The sequence below is a fragment of the Yersinia sp. IP36721 genome, from assembly GCF_003634395.1.
Classification (GTDB): domain Bacteria; phylum Pseudomonadota; class Gammaproteobacteria; order Enterobacterales; family Enterobacteriaceae; genus Yersinia; species Yersinia entomophaga.
On the sequence record NZ_QCZL01000004.1, the window covers coordinates 171155 to 190926 of the forward strand.

The window sequence follows — 19772 nt, forward strand, 5'->3', positions numbered from 1 at the left end:
CAAGGGCCACCTTATTTTAGGTGGCCCCTGTTGTTAATGGTGTTAGCCAATTCATCGGCATCTTCATTGACCGATATATTTTCACACAGAGTTATCAGGCTTCTGGATGTCCGTCTATAGCTGCGGCTAAATCTCGATATTCTTCACATTCAGTACCGCATAGGTCTTTAATTGTCGCCAATTCGGCTTTAGCCAGATCGGGGCGACCTTTAATCATATAAGCCTCACCGAGATATTCGCGAACTTTAGGATAATGAGGATCAAGGGCAATTGAGCGTTGATAATAACTAATTCCTTCGTCTGTACGACCTAATTTTCGGGTGGCATAACCACGATAATTCCATGCTTCACGGGTATTTGGTTGTTTTAACGTATCCAATAGATCCAAAGCTTCCTGATAGCGGCCCGTTTTTGCCAAATGATATGCATACTGTGTTTTATCACTGTCGCTGACCATGCTGGTTTTTTCCACTACACAACTATTGGTTTTGGTGTCATAAACCTGGCCCTTTGGGCAATCCGGCGTTTTATTCGAATCATCTCCCATTGCATGAGTTAGTGTAGGGACCAGTAATAAACTGGCGAGCAAACATATCGACGGTAATTTTTTCATAGTATTAGAAGCCGGATGGCTTTTCATCATGATGTCCTGTTTTGAGGCAACATCGAGTGTCGCTGTTTTCACGGAGAGAGTAGCAACTGATGACCGCAGTGAGGATAAAAACTGGCTCAATAACTAGCCATACCCGCAGGGGCCACTCTCTAAGTAAATACTGAATCGCAGGATAATCAAGGTGGGTATGTTTATAAGAATAGGGGGGATATTCGTATTCTTAGGGCTTAGTGGTTAACGGGTGCTTTAACTAACTATTCAATAAGATTTTTTGGTTGGTTGCTATGATATTGGTTCTCGATCAGATTATTATCAGATACGAATTTGATGACGAAAATTAGCGATGCAGTCAACTCAAAATTGGTTAGGTTAATAAGAAGATAAATATATCTGTAATTATAGAGTACGTAGCCAGATACTGCCGCGTACTCCATTCTGGGGAAAAAACTTTGCAATCATCTATCATAGGCATGATAGGTTTTTGATTAGCGGTTTGGCGTAATATCCGATGCCAAACGGTCTATTAGCTCTACGACTTCATTACTTGCCGTCTCCATATGTTCAAGAGCCGACGTCATTGCATCTATATCGCTGTCAAAAAAAGCACTAAGCGCTAAACGGCCAGAATGATGAACTGCCGCATGAGGTTTTTCTAACAGTTGATAAGCAGAGTAATGGGCAAGATTACGGCCATCACCTGCTGCATACCATTTGCCTAAACGGCATTCCGTGTGCGAATTCACCTGAACACTATCGTTATTATCTAGCAATAGTTTATATATTTGTAATTTCCATATGACATGATCAATTTTAACAATGTTAAGAAACTGTAGGTTGGTAATGAATGCAATAATTGATTGCATATGAGAAGAACGGGTAATAACGATATTGATTGAATCTACGATATTAGAAATATCTTTCTTAATATGCTCAATTAATGGTTTTTGTTCTGATACTATGCTACAAACTTTGACTGTATTATCTTCAATAGATTTTGTTAACTGAAATATATCATCGGTACTTTCTTTGACTTCGCCAGACAATGATTTTATTTCCTTTGCTATCACGCTAAATCCGCGACCTTTGTTCCCTACATGAGCAGCTTCAATTGCTGAGTTTATTGCGATCAGATTAGTCTGGTTTGATAGTTTGTTTATTTCGGATACGCAACCTTTAATTTGGTCGATTGATTTTCTAAACTCAGTTAATGAATCGGTACTATGGTTAGCATTCGTCTCAATATGAACAATAAAGTTGACCAGTTTTTCCAGCGCTTGCTTTGCCTCGTCGTTTCTTTGATTGAGTTCGTCTATTGCATTTTGTTCGCGTTTGAGGTCGTTGCTGGAATTGAGCAGCGAGTCACGAACCATCTCTAGAGTTGAAACCCCGGTTAAAAGTTGCTGGCAAATAATCCTTTCGTAGGGCGTGCGTTGAGAGATACTCTCCGTGTTCGACTCCGTTGAATTTAAGGGGGTAATATCATGCTGTAAATTTGACTTAGTAGAGAATAACATCTGATTTATTTTTTTTAGCATAGTGAATATTCATATTGTTATATTGACGGAATATTTTATACTTTAGGTGTTCTTAAAATGGTGATCCAAGTCATATCAGTTAATATTTAATTTTTATTATAAAAATATGAGCGATTTTATAAAGAAAATGAAGGTTTATTATTGATGTTGATTCTCGGATACATATATGGAGAAAGGTAGGTGGCTGACGGCGATTAACTGTGTTGTTGAAAGGCTTAATGAGGGTGACCAACAAAAGCTATTTAAATTTATTATTGAAGTTATCTATACGGAACGTTAATTTTAAACTTTACATGTAAAAACGATGTTCACCGATTTTTTTATCAGTAAAATTTTCCGTTTGTTACACGGAAAAGAGCAACGGTGGACATGAATAGATTATTATGAGCGCTATTGATAGTAGCGGATTATAATTTCTAAGAATACAGCAGAAGTTAATTCATAATATGTTCGGTATATAATCAATTTAAACTGCGGTTATACTCTTTTTGCCTACTTCTTTATACACACTTTTTGGAATGAACGGCAGCCAGTCAGGTTGGGAGTCGAAGCCGCCGATCAGTTGCCATTGGGTGTTTACGGAAGCAGAGATTTCAATTAAGCGCATGACTATATGCTTACCGCAACGGATAAAGCAGGGAACTCCGCCACAGCTCAGGGTTCAGTCACGATTGATGCAATCGGTCCACACTTGACGTTGCAGATTTATTCGTCCAACGACATTTTTGTAGGAAATATTATCGGTAACGTTCGGCCGACTTTCTCTGGTCAGATGGAGCCGGGTATTCGTATTACCGTTTCTATTGCGGGGGGAACATATGATGTCATAGCGGATGAAGGAGGCGACTGGAGCCGCACAGTACCTGTTTCGCCAAGGATGACTCTTGGGATTACGAGAATATCGCCGCGGATGTTGCCGGTATTACCCGTCTGAACCGCCAATATTTAGAGCCGCTGGAATGAACCAAGAGGTATGGACTTTGTGCGTCGCTAAGTTTGTAGGGTTTGTCTTTTGATTTAGCGCCTCGGATAGCCGTATTGGTTAACGGCATGAGTGTTCCTTACAATGAAGGGGTACATTATTGTTCGAACCGATTATACCCTGTTTAGTACCCCGATAACGTTAGGCTGTAGCGGGTTTGAAAGGTCTGTTATGGGATGTGGTTTTAATTTAACTTGTTGTTTTAAATTGAATAAATTTTTTTGGGATGTATTGGGAAGGTGTCGTGGTGTCCCCGACTGGAATCGAACCAGTAACTAGCCCTTAGGAGGGGCTTGTTATATCCGTTTAACTACGGGGACATGCCATGATTTTTTCTGTTGATAAAAGCAGCTGGGCGTCATTATACCTATTTTCACTCTGAAAATAAGCAGTTAGCGGTTTGTTTGTTTAAATTGTCGCCAGTTATCGCTTAAAAATGCTTATCTCCCAATGCGCCAGAGAATGCTGGCTCCGATCGGCGGTTAGATTTACTTTTTGTACAAATCCGTTTTTTTCTGGGTATTTCCTTTAGATTTTTTGGGTTTTCTCGTCATATCGCTGCGTATTTGGGCATGGCTTATCAGAGCAAATATAAAGGAACCACCGATGATATTGCCGGCAAGCGTCGGGATAGCGAAGGGGTAAATAAATTCCTGCCATGAAAGATTGCCGCTAAATACCAGATAGAAGATCTCTGCGGAGCCGACGACGATATGAGTGAGATCGCATAAAGCCACCAGATAGGTCATTAAGAAAATCACCCAGATTTTAGCCGCGCCAGCAGAGGGTAGCATCCACACCATGGTGGCGATAATCCAACCGGAGAGAATGCCTTTAGTCAACATTTCTGCTGGCGTATTTTCCATAATATCCTGAGCAATGCTGATAAAAGCGGCGTGCGTCGCGTCATCAAACAAGGGAATATGGATAAATGATCCCGCGGCCAAGGCGGTTCCAATTAAGTTTCCCAGCAACACTAATCCCCAAAGGCGAAATAAAATACTGAAATTCTTAATGCTGGGTTTTTGCATAATTGGCAGTACCGCAGTGACGGTGTTTTCAGTAAACAACTGCTGGCGAGCCATAATGACAATAATAAAGCCGAAGGTATAACCGATATTCTCGATAAAAAAGCTAGCGGGCGCATCGGATAATCTGGCGTGAAAAATGCCTTTCGCCATTAAAGATGCTCCCATAGATAAGCCCGCAGCAATGGCCGATAGCAATAGAGCCAAGCCGTCGCGCTCCAGTTCTTTTTCGCCTTCGACGCGAATTTGCTCGTGTATTGCGGCCGCGCGTGAAGGGAGATTTTTCTCATTAACATCAATCTCTTTTCCCTGCTTTTTCTCATTGCTTTCTACCTGAATATCGCCATCGTTGTTTTTATGGTCATTCATGTTTTTCTCCTGAGGAAACCGGATTAAATTTTCAAAGTTGATAGACGGGAGGTCCTCGATTCCATTATTAAGGATAGTGGCTTTTTTACGGCGAATATTGAGATGGGAAAGAAGCGATTATTGAGAAAGGAACCGAAACAGTCAGCAAAAGTCAGCTTTGGCTGTTTTTTCTACAGAATATTGATCTTATGCCGAATATTAACTCTATAAGGTTAGGTTTCGGGATAGGCCCATGCTACGTAAGGGTTAGGCCTTATGCTATTATTCCGGTTCCCAGTTGTTGAAAATCTTGCGGTTAAAAGACGAATCCCATGTTGGAAGCGAAAAATCTGAGTTGCATACGCGACGAACGAACCTTATTTAAGGGACTGAGTTTCTGTATCAAAGCGGGGGATATCGTGCAGGTGGAAGGCCCCAACGGAGCAGGAAAAACCAGTCTGCTGCGGATTTTGGCCGGTCTGGCGCAGGCCGATGCTGGTGAAGTTCACTGGCAGGGAGCGAATATCCTGCGGGATCGCGCGGGTTATCATCAGGATTTATTATTTCTGGGCCATCAGCCCGGAATAAAATCGGTGCTCACGCCTTTCGAAAACCTGGCTTTTTATCAATCGGCTCAGGGTGATTTTGACGAAAATGCCATCTGGCAGGCGTTAGAAAATGTGGGGTTGGTCGGCTATGAAGATTTGCCGGTTGCCCAGCTTTCTGCCGGTCAGCAGCGCCGCGTAGCGCTGGCTCGCTTATGGTTGAGTCAAGCCCCGCTCTGGATTTTGGACGAGCCGCTGACGGCGATTGATAAACAGGGCGTAAGTGAGTTGATCGCTTTATTTGAGCAACAGGCTGCGGCAGGGGGAATGGTGTTGTTGACAACCCATCAGGAGCTTGGCGGCGTGCGTCAGGGGGTAAGAAAAATCAGCCTGATTGACTCGGGGAAAAACTGATGTTTGTCAGCGTATTACGTCGAGAATTAAAGATTGCGTTCAGAAAAGGTGCGGAGATTGTTAACCCACTGTGGTTTTTTCTTATCGTCATTACCCTGTTTCCATTGGGCGTTGGTCCAGAGCCGCAGTTGCTGGCGCGTATTGCGCCAGGCATAGTCTGGGTCGCTGCTTTGTTGGCTTCATTATTATCGCTGGAACGGCTGTTTCGGGATGATTTTCTCGATGGGTCGTTGGAGCAACTGCTTTTATTACCTTCGCCGCTGCCGCTCACGATGTTAGGCAAAGTGTGTGCTCACTGGGTCGTGACCGGATTGCCGTTGCTAATTCTCTCGCCGCTGGTGGGCATGCTGCTTTCGCTGGATGTGAATACCGGCATCGCCGTAGCGCTGACTTTGCTGCTGGGGACGCCGACGCTGAGTTTTATCGGGGCTATCGGCGTCGCGCTTACGGTGGGATTGCGCAGAGGCGGAGTATTATTAAGTTTGCTGGTTTTACCTTTATATATACCGGTTCTTATCTTCGCCACCGCAGCTATTGATGCCGCCTCAATGGGGATGGCGATTGATGGATATCTGGCGATTCTTGGCGCGATGCTGGCCGGTAGCGCTACGCTGGCTCCTTTTGCCACGGCGGCTGCGTTGAGAGTAAGCATTCATTAATCCTATTTAAATTTACAGATTTTGTCTGATGAATTGGGGCGATATCTGGCGACCATGCAGTGACGCATCAGCTTGAAATAACATATTTTTTATTGAATGTGGTAGCCAACGCCATTTAGAGCAGATTGCGCACCGCAACCCGTATCGGCTTAGTTAGCAGGATAATTACCAAGACGATTACTGTCATTTTTATAGTGAGCAATGACCAACATGTGGAAATGGTTTCATCAATTTGCCCAGCCTGAAAGGCTGTACAGAGTCTGCGGTCGCTTTATTCCGTGGTTCGGCGCAGCGGCCATCATTTGTCTGGCTATCGGTTGGGGGGGAGGCTTTGGCTTCGCACCGGCTGATTATCAGCAAGGTAACAGTTTTAGGATAATGTACCTGCATGTGCCCGCGGCGATTTGGTCGATGGGCATTTATATGTCTATGGCGATAGCCGCCTTTATCGGGCTGGTCTGGCAGATGAAAATGGCGGATTTGGCCGTGGCGGCGATGGCTCCTGTGGGGGCGGTATTTACCTTTATTGCGCTGGCTACCGGTTCTGCCTGGGGAAAACCTATGTGGGGAACCTGGTGGTTGTGGGACGCGCGCCTGACATCCGAGTTGGTACTGCTGTTTCTGTATATCGGCGTGATTGCGCTGTATCACGCATTTGACGATCGAAAACTGGCCGGTCGAGCCGCCGGTATTTTAGTATTGGTTGGCGTGGTGAATATACCTATCATCCATTTTTCCGTGGTGTGGTGGAATACCTTGCATCAAGGCTCTACCGATATGCAGCAAACCATTTATCCGACCATGCGTACTCCGCTGCGTTGGGCAATCTTCGGCTATCTCTTCTTTTTTGCCACTCTTACGTTAATGCGTTTACGTAATCTTATTTTACATCAGGAGCGTCATCGCCCTTGGGTGGCGGAATTGTTAGGTAAGGAGCGCTCGCTATGACACCGGCATTCAACTCTTGGGCGGATTTTTTCGCGATGGGTGGTTACGCCTTTTATGTCTGGCTGGCGGTGGCCGTGACCTTGCTGTCGTTGCTTGGTTTATGGGCGCATACCCTGTGGATGAAACAAGGGTTATTGAAGAGTATTCGCCGCCAACGTAGACGCGATCAGCGAATTCGTCAGGCGCAGCAGCGGGAGAGAAAATAATGAACCCACGTCGAAAAAGCCGTCTGTATCTGGCCTTAGTGGTATTAATCGGCATAGGTTTGACCACCACGCTGGTGCTTTATGCCTTGCGAGCCAATATTGACTTGTTTTATACCCCAGGCGAGATTTTACAGGGGAAGGGGCCTAAGCACGAAAAACCTGAGGTTGGGCAGCGTCTGCGTATTGGTGGAATGGTGATGCCCGGTTCAGTAAAACGCGACCCGCAGAGCCTACAGGTTACTTTTAAGGTGTATGACGCGCGCGGTGCGATCGACGTGACTTACACCGGTATTTTGCCGGATCTGTTCCGCGAGGGGCAGGGTGTGGTAGCTCAGGGCGTTTTTGCTGAAGGGAATCGGGTGGATGCTAAAGAAGTGCTGGCTAAGCATGATGAAAAATATACGCCACCGGAAGTTGCTGAAGCGATGAAAGAAAATCACGTTCGTCCGGCGGCGGCTTATACCAACGGTCAGAACGAGGGGAACGCTTCATGATGCCTGAAATCGGCAATTTCCTGTTATGTCTGGCGCTGGCGATATCGCTGCTGCTGAGCATTTACCCCCAGTGGGGAGCGGCGCGGCAGGACGCGCGAATGATGGCTGTAGCACGACCATTGACCTACGGCATGTTTGTGACCGTCGCGCTATCGTTTATGTGTCTGGTCTATGCCTTTGTAGTGAATGATTTTACCGTTTCCTATGTTGCGGCTAACTCCAATAGCCAGTTGCCGGTGTATTACCGAATCGCTGCTACCTGGGGGGCGCATGAAGGCTCGCTATTACTTTGGGTGTTGTTGTTAAGTTGTTGGTCGCTGGCGGTGGCATTATTCAGCCGTCAAATGCCGCAGGACGCCGTGGCGCGAGTTTTATCCGTATTAGGCATGATTACCGGCGGTTTCCTGCTGTTTATCATCATGACTTCTAACCCTTTCACCCGAACTTTGCCTAATTTCCCGATAGATGGCCAGGATTTGAATCCGTTGCTACAGGATGTCGGGCTGATTTTCCATCCGCCGTTGTTATATATGGGATACGTCGGATTTTCCGTGGCGTTCGCTTTTGCCATCGCATCGTTGATGGCGGGGCGTTTGGATACCGCATGGGCGCGATGGTCACGGCCCTGGACCCAGGCGGCCTGGGTATTCCTCACTCTGGGGATCGTGCTGGGTTCTGCGTGGGCTTATTACGAATTGGGCTGGGGCGGTTGGTGGTTCTGGGATCCGGTAGAAAATGCGTCATTTATGCCGTGGCTGGCCGGAACCGCGCTGATTCACTCTCTGGCGGTGACGGAAAAACGCGGTACTTTCAAAGCGTGGACGGTGCTGCTGGCGATCACGGCTTTCTCCCTGTGCTTAATGGGAACCTTCTTGGTGCGTTCCGGCGTATTGGTTTCGGTGCATTCTTTTGCCTCCGATCCGGCGCGAGGTATGTTTATTCTGGCCTATCTGGTGATTGTGATCGGCGGTTCCTTACTGTTGTACGCGGTGAAAGGGGCGCAGGTACGCAGCCGTACTCAGCATGAAGTGTTCTCTAGAGAGACATTTTTGTTAGGAAACAACGTATTGCTGATCGCAGCCATGCTAGTTGTACTACTGGGGACTTTGCTGCCGCTGGTACATAAACAACTGGGGTTGGGGAGTATTTCCATCGGTGAACCCTTCTTTAATACCATGTTTACTTGGCTGATGGCACCGTTGGCACTGTTGCTGGGGATAGGGCCGTTGGTACGCTGGCGTCGGGATGAACCGAGCAAATTGTGGCGTCGTTTGGGCGTTGCCTTGGTGGCAACCACGTTACTGTCAATTTTAGTGCCTTGGTTAATGCAGGACAGTATCGCCGGAATGACGGTAGTGGGTTTGATGATGGCTTTCTGGGTCATTATTCTGACGCTAATGGAATTGCATGAGCGAGCAACCCATCGCCACGGTTTCTGGCGCGGCCTGACTCACCTTTCCCGCAGTCATTGGGGCATGGTATTAGGGCATCTGGGCGTGGCGGTTACGGTAATTGGCATTGCCTTTAGTCAGAATTATAGTGTTGAGCGCGATGTCCGAATGAAATCGGGAGATGGTATTGATATCCACGATTATCACTTTGTTTTCCGCGATGTTCACGACATTAAAGGACCAAACTACACCGGCGGCGTAGGTATCATCGACGTCACCCGCAACGGCAAACCCGAAGCGACGCTGCACGCAGAGAAACGTTATTACAGCACAGCTCGCTCCATGATGACCGAAGCGGCTATCGACGGTGGCCTGACTCGTGATTTGTATGCGGCGTTGGGGGAAGAGCTAGAGGATGGTTCCTGGGCGGTGAGGTTATATTACAAGCCTTTCGTCCGCTGGATTTGGTACGGCGGAGTATTTATGGCGGTGGGCGGTATTTTGTGTATGTTGGACCCGCGCTATCGGATGAGTAAGAAATTAACGCGCGGTATCGCACCGGAGGTACAGTAATGAAGTCTAAGTTATTGTTTATTCCGCTGGTGTTGTTCCTGCTGCTGGTGGTGGCATTTTTAGTGCAACTGAGCCGCAATGCCGGAGGGGAAGATCCTACGATGCTAGAATCGGCGCTGATTGGTAAACCCGTTCCGACCTTTAAGCTGGAATCTCTGGGTCAGGCAGGAAAAACCTACGATCAGGCGGTACTGCACGATGGTAAACCTATGTTACTTAACGTGTGGGCTACCTGGTGCCCGACCTGCCGCGCCGAGCATGAATATCTGAATAAACTGGCGGCGCAGGGAATTCGCGTGGTCGGGCTGAATTATAAGGATGACCGTGCCAAAGCGGTGAACTGGTTGAATACACTAGGGAATCCTTACGCGCTGAGCTTATATGACGGTGATGGAATGCTGGGATTGGATTTAGGCGTTTACGGCGCTCCGGAAACCTTTCTGATCGACGGACAAGGTATCATTCGTTACCGCCATGCGGGGGATCTTAACGATCGCGTCTGGCAGCAGGAAATTCTACCGTTATATAAAAAGTATCAGGAGGGCGCATGAGGCTAATCAGTCTGGCCCTCGGTATGTTACTGAGCTGGGGCGCGTTCGCAGCCATTGATACTTATCAGTTCAGTTCGGTTCAACAGGAGCAGCAGTATCGGGAATTAACCGAGCAGCTGCGTTGCCCCAAATGCCAGAACAACAGTATTGCGGATTCTAATGCCATTATTGCCGCAGATATGCGCAATAAAGTGTATGAACTGATGCAACAGGGTAAAACCAAACCTGAAATTATCGATTATATGGTGGCGCGTTACGGCAATTTTGTCACTTATGAACCACCGGTGACTGCCGCTACGCTCATTTTGTGGGTGGGGCCAGCGCTGTTTGTGCTGATCGGCGGGGCGGTCGTCATTTTACGCGGGCGTCGCCGTAACCAGATGCTTGCTGAAGACGAGTTACCGGAGCAGGAACGGCAGCGTCTGGCTGCCATACTGGCGCAGAATGAAGCGGAAAACCGGAATGTGGCAAATACTGACGGGAAACAACCATAATGGCTTTTTGGCTAATAGTAATCATTGCGCTGGCCGGAGCGGGTGCCCTGTTAGTGGTTCCTGCAATGAAACAAAGCAATAATAACCGCAAAACTACGCGGGATGATCTGAATAAAGCTTTTTATCAGGATAGATTAAACGAACTGGCAGAAGACGAAGCGCAGGGCGTGGTCACCGAGCGACCGGAACTGATCAAAGAGCTACAGCAGAATCTACTGACAGATATTCCCGAGCAACCGGCGGAACAATCCAGCCCGATCAGTCGTTGGGCTTTGTTGCCCGGCGTGGTGATTTTGGTATTGGTTGCCATAGGATTTTATGTCAAAACCGGTGGTTTAACCCAGTTGCACGCGTGGCGGGAAGTACAGGCGCAAATGCCGGAGTTACGTGCCAGAGTTGCCAATGAACGAGCAGAGCCGCTGACGATGGAAGAAGTGGCGCGCTTGGGTTTAGGGCTGCGCACCGCTTTGCAGCAAGACGATAACAATGTTAACGACTGGATGATGCTGGGCCGAGTGGGTATGGCGCTGAATAATGCGACTACCGCGACGCAGGCGTTTGAAAAAGCCTATCAGCTCGCGCCGGATAATATGGACGTGAAACTAGGCTATGCCGAGGTGTTAACCCGTTCTAACGATCCCCAAGATAACCAGAAAGCCACGCAAATGCTGCGTAGCATGTTGGCGCAGGATCACGGTAACCCGCGAGTGTTGAGTCTATTAGCATTTAATGCCTTTGAGCAGGGAGATTTCAAACAAGCCATTGGCGCGTGGGAAGTTATGCTAAAATTGCTGCCTGCCGGCGATTCCCGTGCTGAAGTAATAAAACGCAGTATTCAGCAGGCAAAAGCACAGTCCGGTCAGGAAACAGCTAAACTGGAAGTGACGGTTTCTTTGTCTCCCGATGCGGCTAAAAAATTACCGCAGCAAGGGACTCTGATTATTTCGGTCACTGACGGAGTGAGTCCGGTGCCTGTGGCCGTTAAACAGCTGCCGCTGAGCCGATTCCCACTGACGTTATCGCTGGATGACAGTAATGCGATGATGCCGGAATCGTTGCTTTCTGCTTTGCATCAGGTAAAAGTTCGGGTGCGTTTATCGCTGGACGGTACGGCAAATCCTCAGCGCGGTGACTGGTTTGGTGAAAGCGTGGTACAGGAATTCAGCGGTAACGGGCAGATTAGCGTCCAGATAAATAGACAGATCCCCTAAGCGCAGGGGCTGAACGTAATTTCATGGAGAAACATATGAATTTTCGCCTGACAGGGCTGGCTTTCGCGAGCGTATTATTGGTGGGTTGCGCCAGTTCTTCACCGGATCAGATGGAACAAGGCCGCTCCGATCCGTTGGAAGGTTTTAACCGGGCGATGTTCAACTTTAACTATGAGGTTCTTGACCCTTATGTAGTTCGCCCCGTTGCCGTAGCCTGGCGTGATTATGTGCCGCAGCCTGCGCGTAACGGCGTGAGTAACTTTATGGGTAACCTGGAAGAACCGGCGAGCATGGTGAACAGCTTCCTGGTCGGTGACCCGTACAAAGCGATGAAGCACTTTAACCGTTTCTTCCTCAACACTTTATTGGGTATGGGCGGTCTGATTGACGTCGCGGGTATGGCTAACCCTAAACTGGCAAAAGAAGTACCGCATCGTTTCGGTAGCACCTTAGGCTACTACGATGTGCCTTACGGGCCTTATGTGGTGTTGCCGGGTTATGGCAGCTTTACCGTGCGTCAGGAAGGCGGCGACTGGGCTGATAACGTCTATCCGGTGCTGAGCTATCTGACATTCTGGATGTCTGCGGGCAAATGGATGATTGAAGGGATTGAAACTCGTGCGCAATTGTTGGATTCCGATGGTCTGTTGCGTAATTCCTCCGATCCGTACCTGATGGTGCGTGAAGCTTACTTCCAGCGTAACGATTTCCTCGCCAGCGGCGGTGTGTTGAAACCGGAAGCAAATCCAAATGCTCAGGCAATTCAGGGCGATCTGGAAAGCATCGACTCAGCCAACTAATCAGTTTGATATATCAAAACGGGTTGATATATAAAAGCGGATTGATATGTGACAGATAAAAAAAGCGCCTTCAGGCGCTTTTTTGTTGCCGCGAATTCGTCAACTTCCCGATTCAGGGCGCACAGTCGGATAATCCACCCTACGGCGCATTATCCGGCTGATTTGGGGTTAGAACGCGTAGTTAAAGTTCACGCCGTACAGCATTGCCGTACCTTTGGAGTTGAACTCGTAGTTCGTGCCGCCCAATGCTGGTGGCGTTTTCTCGTTGATGGTCACGTTCTGGCCGTGCATGTAGGAGATACCCACGTCAACAGATGCGTCTTTGTTGAACGCATAGGTAGTACCGGCACTGATCCAGAAACGGTCCTGATCGGGGATCGAAATGGAGCGGTTTTGAGCTGGAACCGGGCTATCATCGAACGCGATACCGGTACGGAAGGTCCAGTTATCGTCGTAGTAATAGGTTGTACCCAGCGCGATACGGTATGCGTCTCTAAAGCCTTCGTGCTTCTCGAACAGTACCTTACCGTTGTTACCTGTGGCTTTCAGCTCCTGGAATTGGCTCCAGCTGGTGTAGGCCAGGCTATAGTGAATCGCCCACTGCGGTGCCACTTTGTTATAACCGGACACTTCCCAGACTTCTGGCAGGTTCAGTGTCAGAGCACCAGGAACGATTGCACCGCCAGTTCCGCCAAAGGCTACTGGTCGCTGGTTGCTGTAATCGCCATCAAAGTCGATTTTCACTTTAGAACGATAAGTGAAGCTGTAGCGATTTTCTTTATCGATTTCATAAAGCACGCCGGCGTTCCAGCCGTAGCCCCACTCTTTACCTTCCATATTGGCAACTTCGGTACGCGCTGGCAGACCTAAACGGCCACCCGCTTCACCAATGTGACGCACAATTTTCGCATCGGCATAAACGGCGTTGAAGCCCAGACCGAAGCTGAAGTTTTGGTTCAGACGATACGCAGCCGCCAGGTTCAGGTTAGCGGTTTTCAGATCGGTTTTACCGCCTAGTGAGCCGGCGATATAGTCTTCATTAAATTCGGTGGCTAAACCGTAGTTGGAAGTACCGGATGCGCCGATAGCCCATTGTTCATTCAGCGGCATAATGAAGTGGATGTTAGGAATCCACTCAGATGGCGCGATATTTTTAGCGTCGGTGCTGCGGCCTGTCAGCGGAGATTGACCGCTGATATCTACGTTAGGGTCAACGTAGACAAAACCGCCGGAGAATGAAGGACGGTCAAACATCGTCATAGCTGCTGGGTTGCGGCTACCTACGGATGCGTTGTCGGCGACGGCGCCTTCACCAGAGAAAGAACGGCCCAATGCAGCCGCTGAATATTCATTCAGCTGAAAACCGGCCGCAGAAACGTTCGAAGAAATAATTGCCACTGCAGCTGCCAGAGCTGATCGGGTAAACAGGTTTTTCTGGTTCATGACCAAAACCTCATTTTAATGTGTTTATTATTTAAACTATGTTACATAGCGTAACAAGAGAGCGCGGGATTGTAGGGTCCGTTACCAATCTGACAAATCAGACCAGTGGCTGAAGTATAGGTCTGACCTGTAGGAATGTTGCAAGAATGTTTTTGAAATTGATTGAAATTGATTGCAAAAAATAGATCCACTTAACAAAAAACTTACATGCCCATATCAATAAATCTATGACTTATTATTTTTGCGATGCTTTAACTGAGATTTTCGTCACTAAATAGGCACATAAACAGTAAGTTCTAGTGATGCGGGGTTTGCAGGAGTAAAATAGCGGCAGATATCGATTTTTGAGCCAGATCACAAATGGCAATTTGCACCTATTTGAAATGTCCCTTGAGGAGAATTGAAGATGTCAGATGCAATTAAACGCTGTAATGCAGAAGAAACCGCAGCCTGCTGCTGCGTAGATGTCGGTACTGTGATGGATAACACCGATTGTACCGCGTCCTACAGCAAGGTATTCGCCAGCCAGAGCGAAGCCGAAGCAATGCTAAACACCTTGATCGAAAAAGCGCGTTCCGTCGAATCCGACCCTTGCCTGATTGAGCCAAGAATCGAGACGGTAGCAGAAGGTGTTCAACTCAGCGTTGATTTTACCTTTGCCTGTGAAGCAGAAATGCTGATTTTCCAGCTGGGTCTGCGTTAATCTGGCCGTATTTAGCGCGGAGCTTTCGCTCCGCGCTATTTAATCACTGAATCTATTTCCTTATTATTCTTTCTCCCGTCTATTCGTTTTCCTCTTTCCCTATCTCTCTTTTTTATTCTGAAAGTTGCTCCTGCTCGCATTTTTGGCCTCAATAGGTTTGCCAAATGTAAACGTTTGGTTAACAATAATCGGATCAGGTCAGACCTGTTAACCTAGCATCCTAATAAATGCCAATTTATCTCTCAGGAGCCTTTATGAGTAAGCCACTTCCGTTAGTGACGCGTCAGGGCGACCGCATTGCGATTGTTAACGGCCTGCGCACCCCGTTTGCTAAACAAGCTACCGCCTATCATGGGGTTCCCGCTGTTGATTTGGGTAAGATTGTTGTCAGCGAGCTGTTGGCAAAAAGTGGAATTGCACCTGAGTTGATCGATCAACTGGTATTTGGGCAGGTGGTTCAGATGCCGGAAGCGCCGAATATTGCTCGTGAAATCGTATTGGGCACCGGCATGAGCGTACACACTGACGCCTATAGCGTCTCCCGAGCCTGTGCCACCAGTTTTCAGGCGGTGGCGAACGTGGCCGAAAGTCTTATTGCGGGGTCGGTGGGGATAGCCATCGCCGGCGGCGCAGATTCTTCCTCCGTTTTACCTATTGGCGTCAGCAAAGCGCTGGCGCGTACGCTGGTTGACGTCAATAAAGCCCGAACTTTGTCACAGCGTCTAAAACTATTCAGTCGTTTGAAATTCCGTGATTTATTGCCGGTTGCACCTGCAGTGGCGGAGTATTCCACCGGTTTGCGTATGGGAGATACCGCCGAGCAAATGGCTAAAACCTACGGTATCAGCCGGGAAGATCAGGATGCGTTGGCGCTGCGTTCTCACCAGCTGGCGGCGGAAGCCTGGCAAAAAGGCTATTTACAGGATGAGGTGATGACCGCTTATATCCCACCATACCGTGCGGCTATCAGTGAAGATAATAATGTGCGCAAAGATTCCACCATGGCGCAATACGCTAAGCTGCGCCCGGCATTCGATCGCAAGCACGGCAGCGTAACGGCGGCAAACAGCACGCCGCTGACTGATGGTGCCGCAGCAGTTATTATGATGAGCGAAGGGCGAGCCAAAGAATTGGGGCTGCAACCTCTGGGCTATTTACGCAGTTTTGCTTTTTCCGCTATCGACGTCTGGCAGGACATGTTGTTAGGGCCGTCTTATGCCACGCCGTTGGCATTAGATCGCGCTGGTATCACGCTGGCGGATCTGACGTTAATCGATATGCACGAAGCCTTTGCCGCGCAAACGCTCGCTAACCTGAAAATGTTTGCCAGCGATAGTTTTGCTCAACAATATCTGGGGAGAAGTCAGGCGATAGGCGAGGTTGATATGGATAAATTCAACGTCTTGGGCGGTTCTATCGCCTATGGTCATCCTTTTGCGGCAACCGGAGCGCGGATGATCACGCAAACGTTGAATGAGCTGCGTCGTCGCGGTGGTGGATTGGGCTTAACGACCGCCTGTGCCGCCGGTGGTCTGGGTGCAGCCATGATTGTAGAGGTGGAATAATGGAAAATCGCGTAGAACAGGGCAGGGGAGACGCCACAATGCCTTCGACCGAGTCGGTGTTTCAGCTCAGTATTCGGCCGGATAACATCGGGGTCATCACCATCAATGTCCCCAATGAAAAGGTCAACACCTTAAAGGCTGAATTTGCAGAGCAAATTGCCCAAGTGCTGCAACAAGCGCAGTCTTCGCCGCAATTACAGGGGCTGGTGATTGTTTCGGGCAAACCGGATTCATTTATTGCCGGAGCCGATATCACCATGATCGCCGCCTGTCGCACCGCGCAGGATGCCAGGGTTCTGGCGCAAAAAGGCCAGGCAACGTTAGCGCAAATTGCCGCGTTCCCGATCCCCGTTGTGGCGGCTATCCACGGAGCCTGCTTGGGCGGCGGTCTGGAGCTGGCTCTGGCTTGTCATGGCCGCGTGTGCTCATTGGATGATAAAACCGTTTTGGGGCTGCCTGAGGTCCAATTAGGGCTATTGCCGGGTTCCGGTGGCACGCAACGATTACCTCGATTGATCGGCGCGAGCAAAGCGCTGGATATGATGCTGACTGGCCGCCAGATTCGCGCTAGGCAGGCGCTGAAAATAGGGCTGGTGGACGATGCCGTTCCGCAGGATATCTTGCTGGAAGTGGCCGTTAGCCGTGCCAAAGCTGGTTGGGTGGATAAGCCAAGTCTGCCGTGGCAGGAACGTTTGCTGAATGGGCCGCTAGGAAAATCTATATTATTCAATATCGTGCGGAAGAAAACGTTGGCGAAAACCCAAGGCCATTATCCGGCGGCAGAACGCATTATTCATGTCGTTCGCCAGGGGCTGGATAACGGCGGCCCGAGCGGCTACGAAGCGGAAGCTCGGGCATTTGGCGAGCTGGCTATGTCTGCGGAATCAGCGGCGTTACGCAGCTTATTTTTCGCGACAACGTCATTGAAAAAAGAAAGTGGCTCAACGGCACAACCGCGCAAAATTAGTCGGGTTGGCGTGTTGGGCGGAGGTTTAATGGGCGGCGGTATCGCCAATGTCACTGCGACCCGAGCCGGTTTACCGGTGCGAATTAAAGATATTAATCCGCAAGGTATTAATCAGGCGCTGAAATATACCTGGGACGCATTGGGCAAACGGGTACGCAGTAAACGGCTGCGACCAACGGAACGGCAGCGCCAAATGATGCTGATTTCCGGCACTACCGATTACAGCGGCTTCGACAATGTGGATATCGTTGTTGAAGCGGTGTTTGAGGATCTGTCGCTGAAGCAGCAGATGGAGGCCGACATTGAGGCGCACGGAGCGCCTCATACTATTTTTGCCTCCAATACTTCATCTTTGCCTATCAGCCAGATAGCCGCCGAGGCTAAACGTCCAGAACAGGTTATCGGTTTGCATTACTTTAGCCCGGTGGACAAAATGCCGCTGGTGGAAGTGATTCCTCACGCTGGAACCAGCGAAGAAACTATTGCAACCACGGTGGCCTTCGCCCGCAAACAGGGGAAAACGGCAATTGTGGTCGGCGATCGCGCCGGATTCTATGTAAACCGCATTCTTGCTCCCTACATTAACGAAGGGGCGCGCTGCTTGCTGGACGGCGAGCCGATTGAGTCAATCGATAAGGCTTTGGTTGATTTTGGCTTCCCGGTTGGGCCGCTGAATTTACTGGATGAAGTCGGGATCGATGTGGGCACCAAAATCATGCCGATTCTAGTGGAACAGCTCGGCTCGCGCTTTGCCGCTCCGGCTTCTCTGGACGCAATTTTAAAAGATGGCCGTAAAGGGCGTAAAAATGGCCGTGGTTTCTATCTCTATCCGGCCAAAACTTCGGGCTTTAAGCTGAGGAAAAGCCCCGCTAAACAGGCCGATCCGAACGTTTATGGGCTATTAGGCGTCACGCCGAAAGCGCATATACAGCGCGAAGTTATTGCCCAGCGCTGCGTGATGATGATGCTGAACGAAGCGGTACGCTGCCTGGATGAAGGCATCATTCGTAATCCGCGTGATGGCGATATTGGCGCTGTTTTCGGCATCGGTTTTCCTCCTTTCTTAGGTGGGCCGTTCCGTTATCTGGATCGTCTGGGTCTGGATACTGCAGCCAGAACCATGAAGCTACTGGAACAGCAATACGGCGAGCGTTTTGCCCCCTGTGAGCGTCTGGTGGCGATGGCAGAGCAGAAGGCGGTGTTCTACCCGGAAACTGAGGTGCCAGCGGAAGAGTCTACTGCAGCAGAATGAGTGTAAATCCGAAGGCATTCTGCGTTCAGAATGCCTTTTGGTTAGAATGTGAGCGGGATCACCGCCTGTAACTCTGCTGTTTTTACCTGCTGTACAGGTGCCAGTGCTCGCGTTACCTTAGCCTTAATTTACTGGCTAAGATTTAATAAGCTTTTAAGTTAGTAGCTCTACATTGTGTAGAGAATAAATAATGGATTAAACTGTTGAGTAGGCTATTTATTAAACAGTAATGGTTGGCGGTGCGTTTTGTTGGTGTAAAAACAGCCGTTTTATTTACGTGGAGTTTCAGGCAAAATGCCCGGCCGCCATAGAGAGACGGCGCGTTATCGTGATGAAGTTGCTTTGTCTTAGGGCAAAGTTCTCGGCGGTACAGCACGCGTTGCGTTTCTGTATAGCGTTATTTTGTTAACAAAAGCGGTGCAATATGCAAGTTCTAATCATGCGTCATGGCGACGCGGCTCTTGACGCAGCCAGTGATGCACAGAGGCCTCTGACCCAATGTGGCAGTGAAGAATCACGGCAGATAGCCGCCTGGTTAAATAGCCAATCGGTGGATATTGAGCAGATACTGGTCAGCCCTTATCTGCGTGCGGAACAAACCCTTGGCGTGGTAAGAGAAGCGCTGACTCTGCCTGACGGGCAGGAAGTGATGCCGGAACTGACGCCGGGTGGGGATCCTGCGATGGTGGCCTGCTATTTGCAGGCTCTGGCCAAAGAAGGTTGCGCTTCAGTGCTGCTGATTTCGCATCTTCCGCTGGTGGGCTATTTGGTTGCCGAGCTGTGTCCGGGTCAATGTGCGCCGATGTTTGCGACTTCCGCGATGGCCTGTGTCGATTTAGACATGAACAGCGGAATGGGCAAGTTGGATTGGCAAGTGAGTCCCTCTCAGCTGATGGCCAAAGTCTGACGGCTTGTGAGGATGACCTGAAAACAGGTTAGCGGCTGCGGTGTGATACAAACTTCTGCCTTCTGCCCCAAAAGGCCAAAAGCACGATTAACCGGCATCATTAATAAAGGCGTGAACAGTTTTGCTGTCGCGCCTTTATTTTT

General features: G+C 48.9%; 18 protein-coding genes, 1 tRNA gene and 3 pseudogenes. 15 read left to right on the forward strand and 7 right to left on the reverse strand.

The window, feature by feature from the left end; genetic code table 11:
* Window positions 1–94: 94 nt before the first annotated feature.
* The 3 genes and pseudogenes from DBA33_RS05900 to DBA33_RS05910 form a co-directional block, all read right to left on the reverse strand.
* Entirely contained in the window at window positions 95–613 is a 519-nt protein-coding gene (locus DBA33_RS05900) for a tetratricopeptide repeat protein (protein WP_120805930.1), read from the reverse strand.
* Window positions 614–1098: 485 nt separating this feature from the next.
* Entirely contained in the window at window positions 1099–2148 is a 1050-nt protein-coding gene (locus DBA33_RS05905) for a methyl-accepting chemotaxis protein (protein ID WP_120805867.1), read from the reverse strand.
* Window positions 2149–2635: 487 nt separating this feature from the next.
* A pseudogene (locus DBA33_RS05910) lies at window positions 2636–2755 on the reverse strand (SRPBCC family protein); the annotation flags it as partial.
* 6 nt (window positions 2756–2761) lie between these two features.
* Here DBA33_RS05910 and DBA33_RS20620 point away from each other — a divergent pair.
* Window positions 2762–3082, forward strand: a complete 321-nt coding sequence (locus DBA33_RS20620; protein ID WP_162975168.1) for a hypothetical protein — start codon at window positions 2762–2764, stop codon at window positions 3080–3082.
* Here DBA33_RS20620 and DBA33_RS21240 read toward each other — a convergent pair.
* The 3 genes and pseudogenes from DBA33_RS21240 to DBA33_RS05925 all read right to left on the reverse strand — a co-directional run.
* A pseudogene (locus tag DBA33_RS21240) lies at window positions 3078–3200 on the reverse strand (integrase arm-type DNA-binding domain-containing protein); the annotation flags it as partial. The gene DBA33_RS20620 and the pseudogene DBA33_RS21240 sit on opposite strands and share 5 nt — an antisense overlap.
* Window positions 3201–3375: 175 nt before the next feature.
* Window positions 3376–3450, reverse strand: a tRNA-Arg gene (locus DBA33_RS05920).
* 168 nt (window positions 3451–3618) lie between these two features.
* On the reverse strand, window positions 3619–4527 hold the full coding sequence (locus DBA33_RS05925) for a formate/nitrite transporter family protein (protein ID WP_064517096.1): 909 nt from the start codon (window positions 4525–4527) through the stop codon (window positions 3619–3621).
* 311 nt (window positions 4528–4838) lie between these two features.
* Here DBA33_RS05925 and ccmA point away from each other — a divergent pair, with 311 nt between their 5' ends.
* The 10 genes from ccmA (at window position 4839) to mlaA (ending at window position 12792) form a co-directional block, all read left to right on the forward strand.
* Window positions 4839–5465, forward strand: coding sequence for a cytochrome c biogenesis heme-transporting ATPase CcmA (gene ccmA, locus DBA33_RS05930; protein ID WP_064517097.1), 627 nt, complete (start codon window positions 4839–4841; stop codon window positions 5463–5465).
* The gene (gene ccmB / locus DBA33_RS05935) at window positions 5465–6124 is read left to right on the forward strand and encodes a heme exporter protein CcmB (RefSeq protein WP_064517099.1); all 660 of its coding nucleotides are present in this window, start codon (window positions 5465–5467) and stop codon (window positions 6122–6124) included. The genes ccmA and ccmB overlap by 1 nt, the downstream gene beginning before the upstream one ends.
* A gap of 210 nt (window positions 6125–6334) precedes the next feature.
* Complete coding sequence (locus tag DBA33_RS05940; RefSeq protein WP_064517101.1) at window positions 6335–7072, forward strand: heme ABC transporter permease; 738 nt, start codon at window positions 6335–6337, stop codon at window positions 7070–7072.
* A complete protein-coding gene (ccmD, locus tag DBA33_RS05945; RefSeq protein WP_064517103.1) occupies window positions 7069–7278 on the forward strand; it encodes a heme exporter protein CcmD in 210 nt (69 codons plus the stop codon). The genes DBA33_RS05940 and ccmD overlap by 4 nt, the downstream gene beginning before the upstream one ends.
* On the forward strand, window positions 7278–7772 hold the full coding sequence (gene ccmE / locus DBA33_RS05950) for a cytochrome c maturation protein CcmE (RefSeq protein WP_064517105.1): 495 nt from the start codon (window positions 7278–7280) through the stop codon (window positions 7770–7772). Before ccmD ends, ccmE begins: the two co-directional genes overlap by 1 nt.
* The gene (locus tag DBA33_RS05955; protein WP_064517107.1) at window positions 7769–9736 is read left to right on the forward strand and encodes a heme lyase CcmF/NrfE family subunit; all 1968 of its coding nucleotides are present in this window, start codon (window positions 7769–7771) and stop codon (window positions 9734–9736) included. The genes ccmE and DBA33_RS05955 overlap by 4 nt, the downstream gene beginning before the upstream one ends.
* Entirely contained in the window at window positions 9736–10287 is a 552-nt protein-coding gene (locus DBA33_RS05960; RefSeq protein WP_064517109.1) for a DsbE family thiol:disulfide interchange protein, read from the forward strand. The genes DBA33_RS05955 and DBA33_RS05960 overlap by 1 nt, the downstream gene beginning before the upstream one ends.
* Window positions 10284–10781, forward strand: a complete 498-nt coding sequence (locus DBA33_RS05965; RefSeq protein ID WP_064517111.1) for a cytochrome c-type biogenesis protein — start codon at window positions 10284–10286, stop codon at window positions 10779–10781. The genes DBA33_RS05960 and DBA33_RS05965 overlap by 4 nt, the downstream gene beginning before the upstream one ends.
* Window positions 10781–11992 carry a c-type cytochrome biogenesis protein CcmI gene (gene ccmI / locus DBA33_RS05970; protein ID WP_064517113.1) on the forward strand — a complete coding sequence of 404 codons (1212 nt, stop codon included), beginning with the start codon at window positions 10781–10783 and terminating at the stop codon, window positions 11990–11992. The genes DBA33_RS05965 and ccmI overlap by 1 nt, the downstream gene beginning before the upstream one ends.
* Before the next feature lie 35 nt (window positions 11993–12027).
* Entirely contained in the window at window positions 12028–12792 is a 765-nt protein-coding gene (gene mlaA / locus DBA33_RS05975) for a phospholipid-binding lipoprotein MlaA (protein ID WP_064517115.1), read from the forward strand.
* Between the two features lie 168 nt (window positions 12793–12960).
* Here mlaA and fadL read toward each other — a convergent pair whose 3' ends face one another.
* A complete protein-coding gene (gene fadL / locus DBA33_RS05980; protein ID WP_162975169.1) occupies window positions 12961–14235 on the reverse strand; it encodes a long-chain fatty acid transporter FadL in 1275 nt (424 codons plus the stop codon).
* Between the two features lie 406 nt (window positions 14236–14641).
* Between fadL and DBA33_RS05985 the strand changes: the two genes are divergently transcribed.
* From DBA33_RS05985 to sixA, 4 genes and pseudogenes are all read left to right on the forward strand, one after another.
* Window positions 14642–14938, forward strand: a complete 297-nt coding sequence (locus DBA33_RS05985; RefSeq protein ID WP_072080590.1) for a YfcZ/YiiS family protein — start codon at window positions 14642–14644, stop codon at window positions 14936–14938.
* Window positions 14939–15192: 254 nt separating this feature from the next.
* Window positions 15193–16503, forward strand: coding sequence for an acetyl-CoA C-acyltransferase FadI (fadI, locus tag DBA33_RS05990; protein ID WP_064517119.1), 1311 nt, complete (start codon window positions 15193–15195; stop codon window positions 16501–16503).
* 53 nt (window positions 16504–16556) lie between these two features.
* Window positions 16557–18722, forward strand: a pseudogene (fadJ, locus tag DBA33_RS05995) (fatty acid oxidation complex subunit alpha FadJ); the annotation flags it as partial.
* A gap of 424 nt (window positions 18723–19146) precedes the next feature.
* A complete protein-coding gene (sixA, locus tag DBA33_RS06005) occupies window positions 19147–19629 on the forward strand; it encodes a phosphohistidine phosphatase SixA (RefSeq protein WP_064517122.1) in 483 nt (160 codons plus the stop codon).
* Window positions 19630–19772: the final 143 nt, after the last annotated feature.

Excerpts from the sequence above, each read along its gene's own strand:
- DBA33_RS05900 (WP_120805930.1), bottom strand. The coding sequence starts at position 613 with ATGAAAAAATTACCGTCGATATGTTTGCTCGCCAGTTTATTACTGGTC.
- DBA33_RS05905 (WP_120805867.1), bottom strand. The coding sequence starts at position 2,148 with ATGCTAAAAAAAATAAATCAGATGTTATTCTCTACTAAGTCAAATTTA.
- DBA33_RS20620 (WP_162975168.1), top strand. The coding sequence starts at position 2,762 with ATGCTTACCGCAACGGATAAAGCAGGGAACTCCGCCACAGCTCAGGGT.
- DBA33_RS05925 (WP_064517096.1), bottom strand. The coding sequence starts at position 4,527 with ATGAATGACCATAAAAACAACGATGGCGATATTCAGGTAGAAAGCAAT.
- ccmA (WP_064517097.1), top strand. The coding sequence starts at position 4,839 with ATGTTGGAAGCGAAAAATCTGAGTTGCATACGCGACGAACGAACCTTA.
- ccmB (WP_064517099.1), top strand. The coding sequence starts at position 5,465 with ATGTTTGTCAGCGTATTACGTCGAGAATTAAAGATTGCGTTCAGAAAA.
- DBA33_RS05940 (WP_064517101.1), top strand. The coding sequence starts at position 6,335 with ATGTGGAAATGGTTTCATCAATTTGCCCAGCCTGAAAGGCTGTACAGA.
- ccmD (WP_064517103.1), top strand. The coding sequence starts at position 7,069 with ATGACACCGGCATTCAACTCTTGGGCGGATTTTTTCGCGATGGGTGGT.
- ccmE (WP_064517105.1), top strand. The coding sequence starts at position 7,278 with ATGAACCCACGTCGAAAAAGCCGTCTGTATCTGGCCTTAGTGGTATTA.
- DBA33_RS05955 (WP_064517107.1), top strand. The coding sequence starts at position 7,769 with ATGATGCCTGAAATCGGCAATTTCCTGTTATGTCTGGCGCTGGCGATA.
- DBA33_RS05960 (WP_064517109.1), top strand. The coding sequence starts at position 9,736 with ATGAAGTCTAAGTTATTGTTTATTCCGCTGGTGTTGTTCCTGCTGCTG.
- DBA33_RS05965 (WP_064517111.1), top strand. The coding sequence starts at position 10,284 with ATGAGGCTAATCAGTCTGGCCCTCGGTATGTTACTGAGCTGGGGCGCG.
- ccmI (WP_064517113.1), top strand. The coding sequence starts at position 10,781 with ATGGCTTTTTGGCTAATAGTAATCATTGCGCTGGCCGGAGCGGGTGCC.
- mlaA (WP_064517115.1), top strand. The coding sequence starts at position 12,028 with ATGAATTTTCGCCTGACAGGGCTGGCTTTCGCGAGCGTATTATTGGTG.
- fadL (WP_162975169.1), bottom strand. The coding sequence starts at position 14,235 with ATGAACCAGAAAAACCTGTTTACCCGATCAGCTCTGGCAGCTGCAGTG.
- DBA33_RS05985 (WP_072080590.1), top strand. The coding sequence starts at position 14,642 with ATGTCAGATGCAATTAAACGCTGTAATGCAGAAGAAACCGCAGCCTGC.
- fadI (WP_064517119.1), top strand. The coding sequence starts at position 15,193 with ATGAGTAAGCCACTTCCGTTAGTGACGCGTCAGGGCGACCGCATTGCG.
- sixA (WP_064517122.1), top strand. The coding sequence starts at position 19,147 with ATGCAAGTTCTAATCATGCGTCATGGCGACGCGGCTCTTGACGCAGCC.